The sequence below is a fragment of the uncultured Chryseobacterium sp. genome (assembly GCF_913776365.1).
GTDB lineage: Bacteria > Bacteroidota > Bacteroidia > Flavobacteriales > Weeksellaceae > Chryseobacterium.
On record NZ_CAJYMO010000131.1, the window covers coordinates 1 to 17,538 of the forward strand.

General features: G+C 45.3%; 15 protein-coding genes. 6 read left to right on the forward strand and 9 right to left on the reverse strand.

From position 1 onward, the window contains the following. The first annotated feature begins 137 nt into the window (after positions 1 to 137). The 5 genes from QZ735_RS06385 (at position 138) to QZ735_RS06405 (ending at position 4,071) form a co-directional block, all read left to right on the forward strand. Positions 138 to 977, forward strand: a complete 840-nt coding sequence (locus QZ735_RS06385) for an SDR family NAD(P)-dependent oxidoreductase (protein WP_294245771.1) — start codon at positions 138 to 140, stop codon at positions 975 to 977. 241 nt (positions 978 to 1,218) lie between these two features. Continuing rightward, positions 1,219 to 2,187 carry an NAD(P)H-quinone oxidoreductase gene (locus QZ735_RS06390; RefSeq protein ID WP_294245776.1) on the forward strand — a complete coding sequence of 323 codons (969 nt, stop codon included), beginning with the start codon at positions 1,219 to 1,221 and terminating at the stop codon, positions 2,185 to 2,187. Between the two features lie 304 nt (positions 2,188 to 2,491). Next, positions 2,492 to 3,406, forward strand: a complete 915-nt coding sequence (locus tag QZ735_RS06395; RefSeq protein WP_294245779.1) for an AraC family transcriptional regulator — start codon at positions 2,492 to 2,494, stop codon at positions 3,404 to 3,406. 104 nt (positions 3,407 to 3,510) lie between these two features. Continuing rightward, complete coding sequence (locus QZ735_RS06400) at positions 3,511 to 3,750, forward strand: hypothetical protein (RefSeq protein WP_294245781.1); 240 nt, start codon at positions 3,511 to 3,513, stop codon at positions 3,748 to 3,750. A gap of 3 nt (positions 3,751 to 3,753) precedes the next feature. Beyond that, the gene (locus QZ735_RS06405) at positions 3,754 to 4,071 is read left to right on the forward strand and encodes a type II toxin-antitoxin system RelE/ParE family toxin (RefSeq protein ID WP_294245784.1); all 318 of its coding nucleotides are present in this window, start codon (positions 3,754 to 3,756) and stop codon (positions 4,069 to 4,071) included. A gap of 54 nt (positions 4,072 to 4,125) precedes the next feature. On the opposite strand, the gene gldG is transcribed toward QZ735_RS06405, so the two are convergent. The 6 genes from gldG to kbl all read right to left on the reverse strand — a co-directional run bounded on the left by gldG (position 4,126) and on the right by kbl (position 9,855). Beyond that, entirely contained in the window at positions 4,126 to 5,796 is a 1,671-nt protein-coding gene (gene gldG, locus QZ735_RS06410) for a gliding motility-associated ABC transporter substrate-binding protein GldG (protein ID WP_294245786.1), read from the reverse strand. Positions 5,797 to 5,800: 4 nt separating this feature from the next. Continuing rightward, positions 5,801 to 6,529 (reverse strand): ABC transporter permease, encoded by a 729-nt coding sequence (locus tag QZ735_RS06415; protein ID WP_294245788.1) that lies wholly within the window; start codon positions 6,527 to 6,529, stop codon positions 5,801 to 5,803. A gap of 74 nt (positions 6,530 to 6,603) precedes the next feature. Further along, positions 6,604 to 7,155, reverse strand: a complete 552-nt coding sequence (locus QZ735_RS06420) for a CopD family protein (protein WP_294245789.1) — start codon at positions 7,153 to 7,155, stop codon at positions 6,604 to 6,606. Positions 7,156 to 7,337: 182 nt separating this feature from the next. Next, positions 7,338 to 8,051: a hypothetical protein gene (locus QZ735_RS06425; protein WP_294245791.1), complete on the reverse strand. Its 714-nt coding sequence runs from the start codon at positions 8,049 to 8,051 to the stop codon at positions 7,338 to 7,340. Between the two features lie 99 nt (positions 8,052 to 8,150). Then, positions 8,151 to 8,588 carry a hypothetical protein gene (locus QZ735_RS06430; protein ID WP_294245793.1) on the reverse strand — a complete coding sequence of 146 codons (438 nt, stop codon included), beginning with the start codon at positions 8,586 to 8,588 and terminating at the stop codon, positions 8,151 to 8,153. A 70-nt stretch (positions 8,589 to 8,658) separates the two neighbouring features. Beyond that, positions 8,659 to 9,855 carry a glycine C-acetyltransferase gene (gene kbl, locus QZ735_RS06435; RefSeq protein ID WP_294245795.1) on the reverse strand — a complete coding sequence of 399 codons (1,197 nt, stop codon included), beginning with the start codon at positions 9,853 to 9,855 and terminating at the stop codon, positions 8,659 to 8,661. 157 nt (positions 9,856 to 10,012) lie between these two features. On the opposite strand from kbl, the gene QZ735_RS06440 reads away from it, so the two are divergent. Further along, positions 10,013 to 10,891 carry a cupin-like domain-containing protein gene (locus QZ735_RS06440; RefSeq protein WP_294245798.1) on the forward strand — a complete coding sequence of 293 codons (879 nt, stop codon included), beginning with the start codon at positions 10,013 to 10,015 and terminating at the stop codon, positions 10,889 to 10,891. Between the two features lie 323 nt (positions 10,892 to 11,214). On the opposite strand, the gene QZ735_RS06445 is transcribed toward QZ735_RS06440, so the two are convergent. From QZ735_RS06445 to priA, 3 genes are all read right to left on the reverse strand, one after another. After that, complete coding sequence (locus QZ735_RS06445) at positions 11,215 to 13,137, reverse strand: M1 family aminopeptidase (protein ID WP_294245800.1); 1,923 nt, start codon at positions 13,135 to 13,137, stop codon at positions 11,215 to 11,217. Between the two features lie 82 nt (positions 13,138 to 13,219). Beyond that, entirely contained in the window at positions 13,220 to 14,692 is a 1,473-nt protein-coding gene (dacB, locus tag QZ735_RS06450; protein WP_294245802.1) for a D-alanyl-D-alanine carboxypeptidase/D-alanyl-D-alanine-endopeptidase, read from the reverse strand. Between the two features lie 160 nt (positions 14,693 to 14,852). After that, complete coding sequence (priA, locus tag QZ735_RS06455; protein WP_294245805.1) at positions 14,853 to 17,300, reverse strand: primosomal protein N'; 2,448 nt, start codon at positions 17,298 to 17,300, stop codon at positions 14,853 to 14,855. Positions 17,301 to 17,538 lie beyond the last annotated feature (238 nt).

Here is a 17,538-nt window from a genome sequence, read left to right on the forward strand (position 1 = left end):
AGAAGGCTGGATAAAGACCATGAAAAGACACCTGAAAGTCAGGTATATTGGATATTATGGCAAAATTGTCAAATTATCCTCAATAAAATCAGATAAATAATACAAATCTTTTTTAAACATACTCTAACAAACAAACAATGGAAACAAAAAAAGTATGGTTCGTTACCGGCGCCTCAAAAGGATTGGGATTTGAACTGGTTAGAAAATTATTGTCGCAAGGGTTCAGGGTAGCGGCTACCAGCCGTACCGTTGATGCCCTGATCTCTTCGTTCGGGGAATCTTCAGAACATTTCCTTCCGCTCGGGATGGACATTACCAGTAACGATGATGTGAAATCTTCTCTTGCCGGAACCGTAGCACATTTCGGAGCTGTGGATGTCATCGTTAATAATGCAGGCTATGGCCAGATCGGAACACTGGAGGAACTTACCGATGAAGAAGCAAAAGCCAATTTCGACGTGAATGTCTTCGGGAGCCTGAATGTCATCCGGAATGCGATGCCGTATCTGCGGGAACAGCAATCGGGAAACATTTTCAACATCTCCTCCATCGGCGGCTATGCAGGGAATTTTCCGGGATGGGGAATTTACTGCGCCACCAAATTTGCCGTTGCCGGATTTACGGAAGCCCTGGCTGAAGAAGCCAAAACTTTCGGGGTGCATGCCACCGTGGTCTATCCCGGCTATTTCCGTACGGACTTTCTCACCCAGGAATCGGCGAAGACACCGGCTCATACCATTGCAGCCTATGAATCGGCCAGAAATTCGGAACAGGCGCACCTGAATGAGATCAACGGCAACCAGCCGAATGATCCGGTAAAAGCGGCTGAAGCCCTGATTGAACTAAGCAAGCAACAGCATCCGCCGGTACATTTCCTGCTGGGGATCGAAACCCATGAGTTCCTCAACAGCAAGATGGCAACCCTGAAAAAAGATGCGGAAAACTGGAAAAGCCTGACGGAATCAACGGCAATTTAGTTTTTCCTTACAATAAAAACTCAGGACCTCTAAGCTGGATGTTAAAAGCTGTCTGAATGATTGTTCAATCGAGACCGATGGGAATACTCTGATTCAGGCAGCTTTTTAATTATTTATAATTTCAACGGTTACCGGCACAAATTATGAAGTCTAACCGAAGTAATTTCCGGCAGGAAGACAGGACCGAGCGGTCATTGACCAACTGACCCGGAAAAAATTTAAAATCAAACTTCGTATAAAAATGAAAGCAGTAGTGATTACAAAACCCGGAGGCCCGGAGGTGCTGGAATTAAAAGAATATCCAACGCCCGAAATATCAGGAGATAAAGTATTGATAGAAGTGAAAGCTGCAGGACTCAACCGGCTGGATGTTTTCCAGCGTGAAGGAAATTATCCGGCTCCGGCTGGTGTTACCAACGATATCTTAGGGTTGGAAGTCGCCGGAACAGTGGTTGAATGCGGACCTGAGGTTGCTGGTTTTAAAGTCGGTGATATGGTTTGCGCCCTTTTGGAGGGCGGCGGTTATGCGGAATTGGTCAGTGTTCGTGAAGGCCAGTGCCTTCCGGTTCCTGCCGGTCTCAGTTTTGCGGAAGCGGCAAGTTTACCCGAAACCGTATTTACCGTCTGGTCCAATATTTTTCAGAGGGGAAACCTTCAGCCCGGAGAAACACTTTTGCTACACGGCGGAAACAGCGGCATCGGCATTACCGGGATCCAGATTGCCCATGCTTTGGGCTCAAAAGTAATTGTTACCGTCGGCTCTGAAGAAAAAGGCAAAACCTGTCTCAGCCTGGGAGCAGATGAGTATATCAATTATAAAACCCGGAATTTTGAAGACGAACTGCAAAACGAAGGAGTGGACGTAATTCTGGATATGATCGGCGGTGAATATTTAGCTAAAAATATCAATATTTTAAAACCGGACGGAAGATTGGTCCACATCAATGCAGTGGATAAAAGTCCGGCCCGTCTCGATATAAAAAAAGTGATGACCAAACGTCTGACAGTCACAGGAAGCACGCTCCGGGGCAGAGAACACGCATTCAAAAAACAGCTGGCAAAAGACGTGCAGCAATATGTCTGGCCGTTGATCGAATCGAAACAATTCAGGCCCGTGATATTCCGGACTTTTCCTTTTTCAGAAGCTTCCGAAGCACACCGGTTACTGGAAAACGGCACGCATACCGGTAAAATCATCCTGGTGAGATAGACAGGTGTAAAAAAGAAACTGTAATTAAACAGGCTGAAAGAGGGATCCCGGTTTTTTTTCTCGTAGCTTAGATGATTGCATCCAAAATAACGTGGCTTCGAGAGCCTCAGCCACCGGACCGTCACATTCATAAAACAAGGCATATAAAAATCTTTGATTTTTAATCTCGTGTGCTCTGAAATCTATGTGATCCATCAGTCTGAAATCTTAAGTGACTTATGGGGTAAGAAAGCTTTGGTGACTTTTATGGCAAAGAGTTTCAGCTTCCTTATCCTGTTTATTTTAATTTAATATCTTAGCTTTTATGAAAGATACTTTCCGTTTTAATTCGATCTCAGAATTTCATGCCTTTTGCGGACTGCCGAAGCCGGAACACCCGCTGATCAGCCTGATCGATTACAGTAAAGTACAGTATCCGGTAAATGATGAGGAGATGAAATGGATACAGGACTACTACTCCATCGGGTTGAAAAGAAACGTGAATGCGCGGTTCAACTACGGGCAGCAGGAATACGATTTTGATTCCGGTGTCCTGTGCTTCGTTTCGCCGCTCCAGTTTCTGCGGATTGAGATGAAGCCTGATGTGGAAGTGGAACCTACCGGCTATCTGCTGCTGATCCACCCTGATTTCCTCTGGGGGACTTCCCTCGTGAAGAAAATGAAAACTTACGCATTTTTCAGCTACCACATCAATGAAGCTCTTTTCTTATCGGAAAAGGAAGAGAGAATCATCGTGGACCTGTTTAAAAATATGGAGAAGGAATACCGGAACAATATGGATAAATTCACCCAGGAACTGATTGTGGCCCAGCTGGAACTCTTTCTGATCTACTCCGAACGGTTTTATGAACGCCAGTTCCTCACCCGGAAAAAATCTGGCCACGAGCTGCTGGCAAAATTTGAAGCGGTTCTTTCCGGGTATTTTGAAAGCGGAAAACTCCTTGAAAACGGGATCCCTTCGGTAACAGAAATCGCCGGAGCACTGAACATTTCTCCCAATTACCTTGGCAGCCTGCTGCGCATCCATACCCAACAGAACACGCAGCAGCATATCCAGAACAAACTGATCGATTACGCCAAGGAGCGCCTGAGCACCACTACCCTTTCCGTCAGTGAAATTGCCTACGAACTGGGCTTTGAGCATCCGCAGTCGTTCAGTAAACTATTTAAGCAGAAAGTAAAGCAGTCGCCGGGGGAATTCAGGAAATCATTCAATTGAAACCCCATTTGATTTCGTACATTGATATAGATATGATCTTATTTAAACAAGCATCTGTAGATCATTAGAATTTAATTTGTAATTTTGCTTAAAATACATCTGCCATGGATCTTCAGACCCGGAAATTAAACCTTATTACTTATCTTGCTCAGTTGCAGGATGAGCCTTTCTTTGACAAAATCGAAGAGTATATTTTATCCAGATCAGAAAAAGCAGACTGCTCTGACTTCTTACCTTTCACTATTGAAACGTTGACCCGTCGTTTAGAAACGTCTGAAGAAGATTTTAAAAACGGAAGATACAGGACTCAGGAAGATTTGGAAAGTCAATCATCTAACTGGTAGCATATGAAATTGGTATGGACTGAATTCGCTATTGAAAATTTAAAAATCATTTTTGATTATCATGCTTCTAAAGCCGGCAGAAAAGTTGCCCATACTATCCGGAAAAAAATTTTTACATCAACAAAACAATTGATGCAGCATCCTGAATCCGGTCAGATTGAATCGCATCTTGAAAAGCTCAGTCAACAATACCGGTATATCTTGAGTGGTCATTATAAAATCATTTACACACTGAATCATGAATGCGTTATCATCAGTGATATTTTTGACGTGCGTCAAAATCCTGTCAACCTAATGAATGATCAGCGAAACAAGAAATAAAAAGAGAAGCCCGCAGCTTCTCTTTTTATTTTAATATATCTTATCTATTCTATTCTATCTGAATCTTCTCTTCCGTACCCAGAAGAACAATCCGCCCAAAATCCCGATGATCACCAGCGGAAGCAGCAGGTTGAACCACTGCCAGTAGTTCCTTTCTTCATTGATGAGGTAACGGTCCAGCAGGCGTTCTTCGATATTCCGGTTGCGGAGCTCCATCAGGTTGCTGTCGTCCAGGAGGTAGTCGAGGGCGTTTTTCAGGAACTGTTCGTTTCCGAAGCGTTCCTGGGTGAGCACATCCATTCCCAGCGGCATCGGCTTGCCTTTTACCACTTTGTTGCGGGCCACATCACCGTCGGCAATAACGATCATTTTGTTTTCCGGACTGGAAGCTCTGAATCCCGGATAGGATTTACGTTCGATCCGGGATGCATAGGCAGAAGTGAATTTTCCCTGCAGCGCCACGGCAAAGATCCTTGGTGGACTCGGCTTTTCCATCTGCCCGAGGCTGTCTACACTGTTGATTTCCTCCAGGCTGACGAAATCCGGCACCTGCTTCAGGGAAGTCCTGTCACTGGATTCAAAAAGGACATCGGTCCGGATGTTTTTCCTTCCGCCCAGCGTATCGATGGAAGTCGGGAATTCGAATTTCACGGGATTGATATTTTTGGTCACCGGATGTTCGTTTTCAGCAATCCCCAATGGGAAATACGGCCAAGGCTGTGTGGAATACTGGGCATTCCCGGCGACTTCCCCGGCCACAAACTTCAGCTTGGCAAATTTCTTCACATCCTTTACAAGCGCAGGATTGATCCTGATCCCGTAATTGAAGAAGAAATCGGTAAGGTTGAGGTCTACCGGGAAGGGCATCAGCTTTTCGGAACGCATCAGGGTATCCATTTCGGCATTTACGGCATCAATCATCCACAGGGTTTTCCCACCGTTCATGATGTATTGGTCCAGGATCACTTTTTCATTATCGGTGAATGCTTTCCTCGGTTTAGCAATCACCAGGGCGCTCATCTGCTTCAGCAGCGGCACGTCGGCCAGGGAAAGTTCTTTCTGGTTTTTGGGGATAATAGGGCCGGCATCGTAATTTTCCAGGGCCAGGTTCATGAATCCCTGGAATTCCGAAGGGCTCAGCTCATCCTGGTTCACCAGCACGCCGATTTTTTTAAAGCTTTCCTGCGTAGCAATCTTGAGCTTGGAAATAAAATTATATTCCAGGTTCTCGATGGATTTGTTGAGCAGTTCCGCATTGTCCGCATAATTCTGTTCAACCACCAAAGGAACGGTCACCTTTGTTTTTCCGGCCCTGATCAGTGCATACGGATAAATTTCGATCTGGGAAGTCTTTCCGCTCTTGCGGTCATCCAGAACGGACGGATAGATGCCTCGGGACAGCAGTGTGTCTTTCGGGATGTTGGTTTTGATCGGGTCAATAAATCTGAAATCGACATCAGAATTCACTTTTCTGAAGTTTTCCAGCATAAATTTCGTTTCGCTCTGGAGCTGCTTGAAATCAGCAGGGAAATCACCATCGAGATACACATCGATCATGATCGGTTTTTTGACGGATTCCAACGTTTTGACCGTACTTTCGGAAAGCGTATATCTTTTTTCCCGGGTCAGATCCAGCCTGATTCCTGAAACGGCCAGGATAATCGCCAGTGGCAGCACTATAAAAAGTAAGATTCCTGCCGGTGAGGTAAACGGTATTTTTTTCATCTCTTTACTTTTTTTCACTGATAAAATGGTTGGACAATACTAAGGTTACCCCGATGACCAGCACGAAATAGGCGACATCCTTAAAATCGATGAGCCCTCTGGTGAATCCCATGAAATGCTGGTAAAACCCTATGTTCTGCAGAATAAAATCGGCCCCGCCCAGAAGTTTGTAGCTGGCGAGCTGCTCAATACCAAAATACAGGATGAAGCACATGAACACGCCCAGCAGATAAGCCATGATCTGGTTCTGGGACAGTGAAGAGGCCAGGATCCCGACACCGGAAAATGCGGCAATCAGGATCATCAGTCCGATATAGCTTCCCAAGGTCATTCCGAGGTCAATATTTCCGGCCGGTACGCCCAGCACATACACCGTATACAAGTATACCAGCGAAGGAATGAGACACAGGATCCCGACGATCCATACCGAGAGGAATTTTCCGAATACCAGATCCGATACTTTCAGTGGTTGTGAAAACAGCCAGTTCAGGGTGCCGGTCTGCTGCTCTTCGGCAAAAGTTCTCATGGATAAGGCCGGAATGATGAACATCAGCAGCCATGGCACCAATACGAAGTAACTCTGCAGGGAAGCGGTCCCGATTTCAAAAATATTGGAATCGTTATCGAAAAAAAACAGGAACAGCGTAGTCACCAGGCTGAAAGCCGCAATGATTACCCATGCGCTCCAGTTCCCGAAGTAACTCCAAAGTTCTTTCTTTAAAATTGCAAACATGTTTTTCAGTTATGGGTTATAAAGTAAAAGTGGTGAAGGCCAGAGGAAAACCCTTTGCTTCCCACCGGTACTTTTTATTGTTTTTTCTTTTTTTTGTTCACCAGCTTTACGGTCGTCATGATCAGCAATACCAGAACGAAAAATCCGGTAATTAATTGCCACCAGTACTCGATCACCTGGTACTTTAGGATCACGGTGAATACCACCAGGAAAAGAAGGAAAGTAGCAATTTCATTGGCCTGTCTCAGCTTGATATTGGCAGTTTCCAGGGTATCGCCGTCCAGTACTTTCAGCTGCTGCACTTTTTTCCAGCACCAGTAATGGTAACATGCAAGGCCGACAAGAAAAGTCAGCTTCAGGTGGAACCACGGTGTTTTCATCAGTCCGGTATTGAGGAAGATCATGACCAGCCCGCAGACGGCCATGATAATGCCTGCCGGAACGGTGATGATGTTCCACAGCCGCCGGGCCATGAAAATATACTGTTCCCGAAGGATCTTTTTCTTGTCTTCGGCAAATGCATCCGTGTCTTTATAATACACGAAAAGCCTGACCAGGTAAAAAATCCCCGCAAAATAACTGACCATAAAAATGATGTGCAGCGCCTTGATGATGGTATAAAGCATCCTGAAAATTTGTCTGCAAAGATAAGGTATTTCACAAAAAAAGAAGGTTCCGGTGTAAAAAATGACGGTAAAATATAGGCGCTCACTACCAACCCTGAAAAAGAAGGGATGATGAGCGCCGCCGGCCGGTTTTGCGGAATGGGAAATCTGCCGGATATCTCCGGAACATACCGGTTACAGCTTCAGAATTTAAAAATAAATTTCATATCCACATTCACCATTACCCGCATATTGCTCTGTTCGCGGTCAAAATTAGGAAAAAACCGCATATCATCCAGGATTTCAGAAGAAGGCTGCTTTCCTTCCACATGATTATACCTAACGCTCCGGTGGGCAATCCCGAGTCCTACTTTCGGCATAAACCCGAACCAGGAAGATTCACGGTGCAGCAGGATGCTGTAGTTGATACTCAACCCTTTCCGTATCCTTTTGAAATCAGCCGCATCAAATCTGTAATACTCCCCGCTGCTGTCATAATAACCGGCATTGGTTCTTTCGGAACTGTGGTTCAGGTAAGAGAGTTCTGCCGAGAGAAAATGCTTCAGCCGGGATTTGGGATTCAGGCTGTAATAAACTTCAGGCTTTATTTCATAGATCCTGTAGTCGCCCTCAAACCCCAGATTATAGGGCGTCATCCCTTTCTGTCCGTAGGCAAGTTCCGTTCCCAGCCACCAGCGGCTGTTCAGCTGGTGCATATAGCCCACATTAAAGCGCTGATCCCGGAAGGGCGCAAAACTGCTTACCGTAATGATGGAATGGTAATTAGCCTGCTGCTGACCTTCTGAAGCCTGAAACTGTGCAGAGTGTGGCGGTGAAGTTGCCTGGGACCGTTGTGCCTGGGCTGTTCCTGCTGTTATCATCATAAAGAACAGGCAGGACAAAAATTTTCCTTTCATGGTTATGTTTTATAAGTGGGTCAAAAATATAAATTTTCAGGGGTACCACAAAATGAAATTAAAAGGCTTCAGTAAAATTCTGCCTTATGCAAAGTTTTTTTATTTTACCATTGAAATACTGTCCGTTTTCTGTCCCTTCCGGTAATTCTTTATGTAGAGCAGTTTCCCTTTCTCATCGTAATATTTCCACGGTCCGAAATAAAACCAGTGCCTTTCGCGTTCGGAAATTTCTATCTGTGACTGCCCTTTTTCCATGAGCTTTCCGTTGGGATGATATTTTCTGGTTTTAGTCACTGCCTTTCTGATCACGTCTTTCTGGTATTTCATGTTGTTGAAAGAGGTCGTCCAGGTTCCTACCTTTTCTCCTTTTTTATACTTTCCTTTGGCGATCAGGACGCCCTCATCGGCGGAATATTCTTCTACCCATTTTCCGTTTCTTTTGTTTACGAGGTGCTCGTCCTTAACATACTGATTAAACCCGGAAGTACATGAAGCCAAAGAAAGCATCAAAACCATGGGAATATAAATTTTATTCATAAAAAAAGCAGGATTTCTACAAATATAGGAAATCCTGCTTTAACTCTACAAATGTAGAAATATTTATTTTTTAAGAAATCACATCCAGCTCTCTCCCTACTTTTTCAAAAGCGGCAATGGCCTTATCCAGATGCTCCCTTGTGTGGGCTGCAGAAAGCTGAACCCTGATCCTGGCTTTTCCTTTCGGTACTACCGGATAGAAGAATCCGATCACATAAATCCCTTCGTCCATGAGTTTTTCCGCCATTTTCTGGGCAAGTGGTGCGTCATAGAGCATCACGGGAACAATAGCAGCATCGCCGTCAGGGATATCAAAACCTTTGGCCTTCATTTCTTTTCTGAAGTATTCTGCATTTTCCATCACTTTATCGCGTAGGGAAGTATCCTCGGAAATCATATCCAGCACTTTTAAAGCAGCACCTACGATTCCGGGAGCCAGGGAATTGGAAAACAGATAAGGTCTGGAACGCTGTCTCAGCATATCGATGATCTCTTTTTTTCCGGAAGTGAAACCGCCTAGCGCACCGCCCAGTGCTTTTCCTAAGGTGGAAGTGATAATATCTACCCTGCCCATTACGTCATTGGCTTCATGGGTGCCACGGCCTGTTTTCCCGATAAAACCGGTAGCATGGGAATCATCTACCATCACCAGCGCATCATATTGATCTGCCAGGTCGCAGACCCCTTTCAGATCGGCAACAATGCCGTCCATGGAGAAAACACCGTCCGTCACAATGATTTTAAAACGGTGTTTTTTTTCAGAGGCGGCTTTCAGCTGGGCTTCCAGATCTTCCATGTTGTTGTTTTTGTACCGGTACCTTGCCGCTTTGCACAGACGCACCCCGTCGATAATCGAAGCATGGTTCAGCTCATCCGAAATAATGGCATCCTCTTCCGTGAAGAGAGGTTCGAAAACCCCGCCGTTGGCATCGAAGCAGGCAGCATACAAAATCGTATCCTCAAGACCTAAAAATCCGGCAATCTTCTGCTCCAGCTGTTTATGGATATCCTGGGTTCCACAGATAAAACGTACCGAAGACATCCCGTAACCGTGGGATTCGATCATATCCTGAGAAGCTTTCATCACTTCCGGATGGTTGGAGAGCCCCAGATAATTGTTGGCACAGAAGTTCAGCAGCTTTTTTCCGTTGGCTTCTATTTCCGCACTCTGCTGGGAAGTAATGATGCGTTCCTTTTTGTAAAGCCCGTCATTTTCAATATTCTGCAGTTCGTTCCGTAGATTTTCAAGATACTTTTCAGAGATCATTTCTAATAATTTTTATGATATGCTAATTTAACAAAAAAGGCAGTACCGTAAAGGTTTTTCTGTTTCTTATTCCCGATGCCTGTATAAAATCATAATATCTGCAAATTAGTCTATTATTTTTGTAGACTAATCGTATATTTGTCTTTAAAACCAGGGAATGAGATTGTCACCCGTACAAAAAATCAGAAATATATCGTCCGAGGATTTCCTTACAACCTATCTGAAGCCTGCGAAACCCGTTATTCTGGAGGATTTTGTTGCCGCTGAAAGTCCTGCCTTTACAAAATGGAACTATGAATATTTCAAAACCGTTGCAGGCGAGCAGAAAGTCAATATTTATGGCAGTGAAATAGAATCTCTGGACAGGGTTGCCAGCAAGCCTGTCGGGCAGAGCACATTTGCGGAATATCTGGATCTGATTGCTTCCTCGCCTACCGAACACCGTCTGTTCCTTTTTAATTTATTAAGCATCAAGCCCGAACTTAAAAATGACATCCATTATAATGACGTTACGAAAGGAAAAATCTTAAAATGGCTTCCCTTTATGTTTTTCGGCGGTGAAGGTTCCATTACCCGGAACCATGTGGATATTGATATGTCCCATGTTTTCATCACGCAGTTCCAGGGGATCAAAAAAATCTGGCTTTTCCCATGGGAGCAGTCGGACCTCATGTATAAGCTGCCTTATAATTTCCACTCGATTACCAATATCAAAGAGCCGGATTTTAAAGAATTTCCCGGGCTGAAATATATCAATGGCTACGAAGCCGTTATCAGGCCCGGTGAAACCCTGTATATTCCTTCCGGATGGTGGCATTACATTCAATATGAAACGGAAGGGTATTCTGTTTCTGTCAGGGCCTTGCCTTTCAGCTTGCGGGAAAAATGGCGGGGATTCAAAAATCTGGTGCTGATCCGGCATTTTGACAATGTGATGCGCCATCTGTTTAAAGAAAAATGGTTTGACTTCAAGGTGGAAAAAGCAAAACGGAAGGCAAACCGGGCGATCAGACGCCAGAAGACTTTCCAGATTTAACCAGAATTCGGATACCCTCCTGCAAATACACTTTTTTTCCGGAAGGCTGTCTCTGTTTATACCCGGCAGGAAACAGGACTGCTGCGGATTAAAGTAACTGCGCAGGGTAAAGGCAGATCAACCTGCTGAATCTGCAGTTGCCTGTCTAAAAAAGGAAAAGTGGCACAGACTCCGGAATCCAGAGGCAAAGTTTCAGGCAGGCCCTCGTAATTTTCGTAAAGGAAATTCCGATATTCCCCTACCCTGTTCTTTATGATATAATCTCTATAAATCAAAACCTTCAGGAATTCTGAAGGTTTTGATTTTGAATTTTATCGCTGTAATTATTTCTTCAGAAACTTGATGGATTGATCATGGATCTTAAAGATATATGTTCCGGGAACCAATTCTGAAATACTGACTGATTCTTCAGGAAGATAAGTCCCTTTTCTTACCAGCTTTCCATCCATTGCATAAATAACAAATTCAGCGGGCTTTTTGATTCCTTTGAGGAAGATTTCATTTTTTGCCGGATTCGGGTAAAGACCGAATTCCTCCCTGTCCGCTTCAGCCGTACCCAGGGTGGAGTCCATGGTTACGGTAGAATTCCTTTCCAGGATCTGGTATTCATAGTTGAATTCCACGCTGGCTACCGGGAAAGCAACCGTCTGAACGAAGTACTGGTTGTTGGTGGTATTGTTCAGGGCAAAGTAAGCCACCTGGCCTCCGGTTCCGTTGACTTTTACCGGCAAAGGAAGCTCGAAGAAACTCACTGCAGGGCTGCTTTGAGTCTGGGAAGCTTTGAAAGTAAGCGTATTCCCGTTCTGTTTCCAGCGGATATCATAAATGGGATACCCTTCCCCGTAAATCCAGTCATTGAAGAAGCCGGTAAAATCCTGGCCGGTCGACTGCAGCAGTGAAGCATTGAAATCCTGCGTCTTTACATAATTATAAGCCAGGGCGGGCCTTGCATGATATTGCTGTAAGGCCTGATAAAAAGCCGTATCTCCCAGAATCCATTTGAGCATCCGCAGTACGAATGCCCCTTTGGAGTAGGATAATCTGCCGTTGAAAATGGTTCCTACGCTTGTCAGGTCGGAATCCGCAACGTAAACCCTTCCGCCGGGAGCACCGGTTATGTAGTTCTTCTGTACCATGAGGTAATTCATAAAATCCGCATTGCTCATCAGCAGTTTCTCATTGGCGACATGTTCTCCGAAGGTGGCAAAGCCTTCATTCAGCCAGATGTCATTCCAGGCACCGCAGGTTACCTTATCTCCGAACCATTGATGGGCAAGCTCATGCGCAATCAGCCCTCTGCCCCAGGAAGCCATGGAAGACATGGTCTGATGTTCCATTCCGCCACCGGCCTGGAATTCCATATGCCCGTATTTTTCATTCCGGAAAGGATAAGGTCCGAAGTAGGTTTCGAAGGTATTCATTACCGTTTTGGTCCACTCAATGTTGCTCATGCTGGTGGTATTGGCAGCCGTTGACGGGAAAACATAATTAACAAACGGGAACGGCGGGTTTCCCATGGTATCGTTGATCTTGGTAAAATTGGTAATCGAGAGTGCGATCAGGTAAGCGGCCGTAGGATATTGTGTTCTCCAGAACGTACGCTTCTGGTTGTTTCCCAGCATTGTTTCAGACATCAGCTTTCCGTTGGAAGCCACATTGTACTGGGATGGTGTGGTAACTTTGATGTCAAATCTTTCAATCTTGTCATTCAGGCTTTGCTTGGTCGGGAACCAGTCCTGCGCACCATACGGTTCATTGAGGGTTGAGAGTACGGCAGTTCCGCCCTGGGTACCGTTAAAAAAAGAATTGTTAATGGATGCAGGGGTGCCGGCATAGTATACAGTAAGTGAATCCAGGACATTGGCTGACAGTGCGGAAGCGAAATTGATCTTGAGCTCCTTGGTAGAAAGCTGCTGGAAGCTGAGGTTCTGCCCGTGATAGCTTACCTGGGAAACCGGCATCTGGTTATCCAGGTCGAAATAGATACTGCTCATGGCCTGGGCCGGCTTGAAATGGGAAGTTACCGAGCCGGAAATGTTTTTTACCGCCGGATTGATGGTAACATCCATCCGCTGGTACTGGAGATCGTAATTAAGCGTATTGGGATTGATGTTCCCTGCTGCCATTTTATGGGCAAAAGATTTCATTTCCTTTGCGATCAGCCCTTTCTTTTCCACATTGTCATTCTGGGAATACATCTGCTGGAATACCAGGGAACTGAATACAAAAAGGTATATTTTTTTCATACTTCGTAAAATTAGTTCAAAGATAAAAAAAACCTTCTAATCGTGGATTAAAAGGTTTTGTATGGTCTGATTTTAATTTCTGTTAAAGGTCCAGTGCCGGTTCAAGAATTCGTTCCATCCTTTTCTTCACCATATCCACCGATCCTGCGTAGTTATTTACCATCAGGGAAAACACCAGGGTTTTTCCGGAATTCGTTTTCAGGTAGCCCGCCAGCGTCTTTACTTTGTTCAGGGTTCCGGTTTTTGCGAACACCTGGCCGTTTCCTGCCCCGTTGAACATTCTTTTCAGGGTGCCGGACTGTCCGCCTACCGGCAGTGAGTTCAGGTAAGTGGCATAATACTTCTCATTCATCAGCGAAGTTAAGAATTTAGCCTGTGAGATCGGGGTTACATGGTTGCTTCTGGACAATCCGCTGCCATCGATGTAATTCAGTCCCAGCATATCGAAACCTTCTTCCTGAAGATGTGCGGTCACCACTTTCCGGCCGGATTCGGTGGTCTGGTCGCCCAGGCTCTGGAATCCTACCGTTTTCAGGAGGGCTTCTGCAAGGCCGTTGTCACTGTGCTGGTTGGTATAATAAATAATATCGCTTAATGTCGGGGATTTGTATACGGAAACCAGTTTTCTGTTTTCAGGATTGGCATCCGTCATTTTGGGGGTTACTTTTCCGGTAACCGGAATACCGCTTTTTACCAGGGTTGTTCTGAAAGAATTGGCCAGGTAAGCCGGTGCATCGGGAAGTTTGGTCGTTAAGATGCCGTTTCCTTCATACACATCGGCATATACCATCTGGTTGTTATAAGGAGAAACGTAGAAGAATTTTTTCTCTGTGGAAAAGCCGTTCCCTTTTTTCACGATCAGTTTTTCATTGGCGGGATTGATTTCGCGGGTGGTTCCTGCAGGCAGGTAGTAGTTGTTGTTTTCCAGCCACACCACATTTTCCGGAAGCTTTGAAATATTGCCTTTGAAAAGCGCGGTCTGGATGATAATATCGCCATTTACTTTTTTGATGCCTTCACGCGAAAGCCCTTCTTTGAAATCTGAAATGATGTCCCTGTAGGCCCATGCTCCTGCTTTGTTGGTTCCCAATGAAGGATCTCCGCTTCCCACAACATACAGGTTCCCGTTCAGTACACCGTTCTCATCAACGGTTCCCGAATATTCCAGCTGGGTATTCCAGCGGTAGTTTTCTCCCAGCATGCTCATGGCGGTTTCCGTGGTAAGCAGTTTGGTAGTGGAAGCAGGAACAAGAGGGGTATTTTCATTATAGGAAGAAACGACTTTCTTCGTCTTCGGATCGTACACTACGAATCCCCAGGTCGCATTTTTCAGCACCGGATCGGTCATCATGGTGTTTACGTTGATATCCACCAGTTCTTTGGCCGACAGGACCGTTTTTTCTGCCAGTGCAGTAATGGGAGAAGGCAGGTTGAGGCTGCTTTTCTGATTGTCGTAAGCCTGGGAATACAGGACTGCAGAAACGGTAGACTGTGCAAGGAAAAGCCCTGAAGCCAGCACCGCAACACTTGAAATATACTTTCTGAAATTTACCATCTATTTTTTCATTTTGCTATAGTTTGGATCGGTTAAAATTCAACCGGTTAAATCGAAAGTTAAACCCCAAACATATAATCAACGCCCAAATGTAGAAAATATTGCGGTACAGCCCTCCCGGGCACTCCTATAAAAACTCTATAAAGTTTGTTAAAGACTGTTAAAAATCCACAAAAATATCTTTTTTAATGCTTTGGTATGCTGTAATTTCTGCAAATTCATCCATACTTTTCAGCACCAGCTTTTTATATTCCTCGTATTTTTTCCCGCGCGGCAGCTTAAGCATTATCTGGAACTGATACAGGTTGTTCAGCTTTCCGATGGGTGCTTTTTCAGGTCCCAGCACACAGTCTTCAGGCAGGTATTTCCGGAGTACCGAACCCATAAACTGGGAGGCCCGGTTTACCTTATCCTCTTTTCTGTGTTTCAGTACGATCATGATCAGCTTGGTAAAGGGCGGATAATGGAATTTCTTTCTTTCGGTAAGGATGTATTTGTATACCCTGGCCGGGTTCTTCATCGCGATCAGCTGGAATACGGAATGTTCCGGGTTGAAGGTCTGGATCAGGACTTTTCCCTGTCCCGAAGCCCTTCCTGCCCTTCCGGATACCTGGGTAATGAGCTGATAGGCTCTTTCCTCCGCCCGGAAATCCTGTACATAGATCAGTGAGTCTGCTTTGGGAATGGCTACCATTTCGATATGGTCAAAATCCAGCCCCTTGGAGATCATCTGGGTTCCCACGATAATGTCCGTCTCACGGTCTTCTATTTTTTCGTACAGCTTCTCATAGGCGAATTTCTTGCGCATGGAATCCACGTCCATCCGGTCCACTTCATGCTCCGGGAACAGGTTTGCCACTTCCTCGTGGATCTGTTCCACACCAATGCCCCTTTCATTGAGGTTTTCAGAATGGCATTTGGGACAGGTTTTCGGTTTGGAGGCACGCTGCCCGCAGTAATGGCATTTCATTTCATTCGCGGCCTTGTGGTAGGTCATCACCACGTCACAGTTGGAGCAGTAGTTCACATAGCCGCAGGTTTCACATTCCACCACACTGGCATAGCCCCGGCGGTTATGGAGGACGATGACCTGATTCCTGTCTTCCAGGATTTTTTTCATCTCATCGATGACGTGTAAGGAGAAATTTCCGGACACCTTTTTAGAATCCTGTGCTTCCTTGAGGTTGATCAGCTCATATTCCGGCAGGCGGACGTTACCGAAACGTTCCTCAAGGAGAATGTATTTGAGTTTATCCTTTCTCGCATTATAATAGCTTTCCACGGATGGCGTGGCCGATCCCAGGATCACGCCGGCACCATAACAGTTTCCCAGTACCTGTGCGGCATCTTTTGCGTTGAAGTAAGGCGATACTTCTTTGGGTTTATAGGCAGAATCGTGCTCTTCGTCCACCACGATAAGACCCAGGTTGCTGAAGGGAAGGAACAACGCATTCCGGGTACCGACAAGCACCCTGATATCGTTCTGCCTGATTCTCTTCCAGACTTCCACCCTTTCGAAATCCGTGAGTTTCTGATGGTAGAAGCCAAGCTGGCGGCCATATTTTTTTTCGAGCCTGCGGATGATCTGCTTCGTAAGCGAAATCTCCGGGAGCAGGAAGAGCACATTTTTTCCTTCCCGGACACATTCTTCAATTTTCTCCAGGTAAATATGGGTTTTCCCGGAAGAGGTCACTCCGTGGAGCAGGACATTTTTTCCTTCCTCAAAAGCTTCATCTACTTCCGCTTTTGCCTGTTTCTGGGCTCTGGAAAGTTCCTCTAAGGCTTCGGTTTCCCCTTCATAGCTTTCAATACGGTCTTTCTGCATGTAGAATTCTTCCACCAGGCCTTTTTCCACCAGGGATTTCAGCTGGGAAGAAGCAAAATGCCCGTCTTCGAAAAGTTCTGATTTTTTAACCGGGACTTCCGGATGTTCAGTCTGTCTTTCCAGGATTGCCAGAAAGAGGTCTTTCTGTTTCTGCGACCTTTTCAGCTTCAGAAGGATATCGGTGATCTGCTGGCCTTCAATCAGTTCCTGCTTTATTTTTACATAAGCCACTTCTTTGGCCCTGTATTTTTCGGCAATTTTCTCATCGATTTCTATGTACTGAAGGTCGATAAGCGAATTGATGGTCCTGATGATGTCTTTTTTCGGGATAAAGGATTCGATATCCGTGAGGTTGATGAGCTGCCGGACTTCCAGTGCATGGATGAGGTACATTTCATTGACATCCAGGTTTTCAAAATCCACCTTTACATTCGGTTTCATTTTCAGATAGGTTTCACTTTCCAGCTTCAGGGAAGACGGAAAGGCAAACCGGTAAATCTCACCGAGGCTACAAAGATAATACCCTGAGAGCCAGGTCCAGAATTCAATCTGCTGCTGCGGAACGATGGGTTTGTCATCCAGCAGGCTGATGACGTCTTTCGGAAGAAATGTTTCAGGAGCCACGTCGTGAAGCTCAAATACGATTCCTGTATAGATTTTTTTCCCGCCGAAAGAAATAAGTACCCGCATCCCGACCCGGATTTCAGACTGCATTTCTTCAGGAACTCTGTAGGTAAAAGATCCTTTCACATTCAACGGCAAAACTATCTGGGCATACTGCAAGGGAAAAATTTTAATATGTAAATTTAATTTTTTCTTTTGTGAACTGCAAAATTTTCTCTCTTTAATATGCCACCTTCTTCACTACATCTGTCGTTAAAAGCTTCTTTCTTCTATTGAAACAAATGACTGAACAGAAGGCTTCCGCCCTAGCCCTGATAGCAGCGGTTACCCCACAGCAGGTGCCGGGAAAAGCATCGGCGCGAGGAGTATGAGCGAATAGCAGGAAAGAGCTCCCGGA

What these genes read in the sequence shown, in the direction of transcription:
- QZ735_RS06385 (WP_294245771.1), top strand. Translation starts at nt 138, where the DNA reads ATGGAAACAAAAAAAGTATGGTTCGTTACCGGCGCCTCAAAAGGATTG.
- QZ735_RS06390 (WP_294245776.1), top strand. Translation starts at nt 1,219, where the DNA reads ATGAAAGCAGTAGTGATTACAAAACCCGGAGGCCCGGAGGTGCTGGAA.
- QZ735_RS06395 (WP_294245779.1), top strand. Translation starts at nt 2,492, where the DNA reads ATGAAAGATACTTTCCGTTTTAATTCGATCTCAGAATTTCATGCCTTT.
- QZ735_RS06400 (WP_294245781.1), top strand. Translation starts at nt 3,511, where the DNA reads ATGGATCTTCAGACCCGGAAATTAAACCTTATTACTTATCTTGCTCAG.
- QZ735_RS06405 (WP_294245784.1), top strand. Translation starts at nt 3,754, where the DNA reads ATGAAATTGGTATGGACTGAATTCGCTATTGAAAATTTAAAAATCATT.
- gldG (WP_294245786.1), bottom strand. Translation starts at nt 5,796, where the DNA reads ATGAAAAAAATACCGTTTACCTCACCGGCAGGAATCTTACTTTTTATA.
- QZ735_RS06415 (WP_294245788.1), bottom strand. Translation starts at nt 6,529, where the DNA reads ATGTTTGCAATTTTAAAGAAAGAACTTTGGAGTTACTTCGGGAACTGG.
- QZ735_RS06420 (WP_294245789.1), bottom strand. Translation starts at nt 7,155, where the DNA reads ATGCTTTATACCATCATCAAGGCGCTGCACATCATTTTTATGGTCAGT.
- QZ735_RS06425 (WP_294245791.1), bottom strand. Translation starts at nt 8,051, where the DNA reads ATGAAAGGAAAATTTTTGTCCTGCCTGTTCTTTATGATGATAACAGCA.
- QZ735_RS06430 (WP_294245793.1), bottom strand. Translation starts at nt 8,588, where the DNA reads ATGAATAAAATTTATATTCCCATGGTTTTGATGCTTTCTTTGGCTTCA.
- kbl (WP_294245795.1), bottom strand. Translation starts at nt 9,855, where the DNA reads ATGATCTCTGAAAAGTATCTTGAAAATCTACGGAACGAACTGCAGAAT.
- QZ735_RS06440 (WP_294245798.1), top strand. Translation starts at nt 10,013, where the DNA reads ATGAGATTGTCACCCGTACAAAAAATCAGAAATATATCGTCCGAGGAT.
- QZ735_RS06445 (WP_294245800.1), bottom strand. Translation starts at nt 13,137, where the DNA reads ATGAAAAAAATATACCTTTTTGTATTCAGTTCCCTGGTATTCCAGCAG.
- dacB (WP_294245802.1), bottom strand. Translation starts at nt 14,692, where the DNA reads ATGGTAAATTTCAGAAAGTATATTTCAAGTGTTGCGGTGCTGGCTTCA.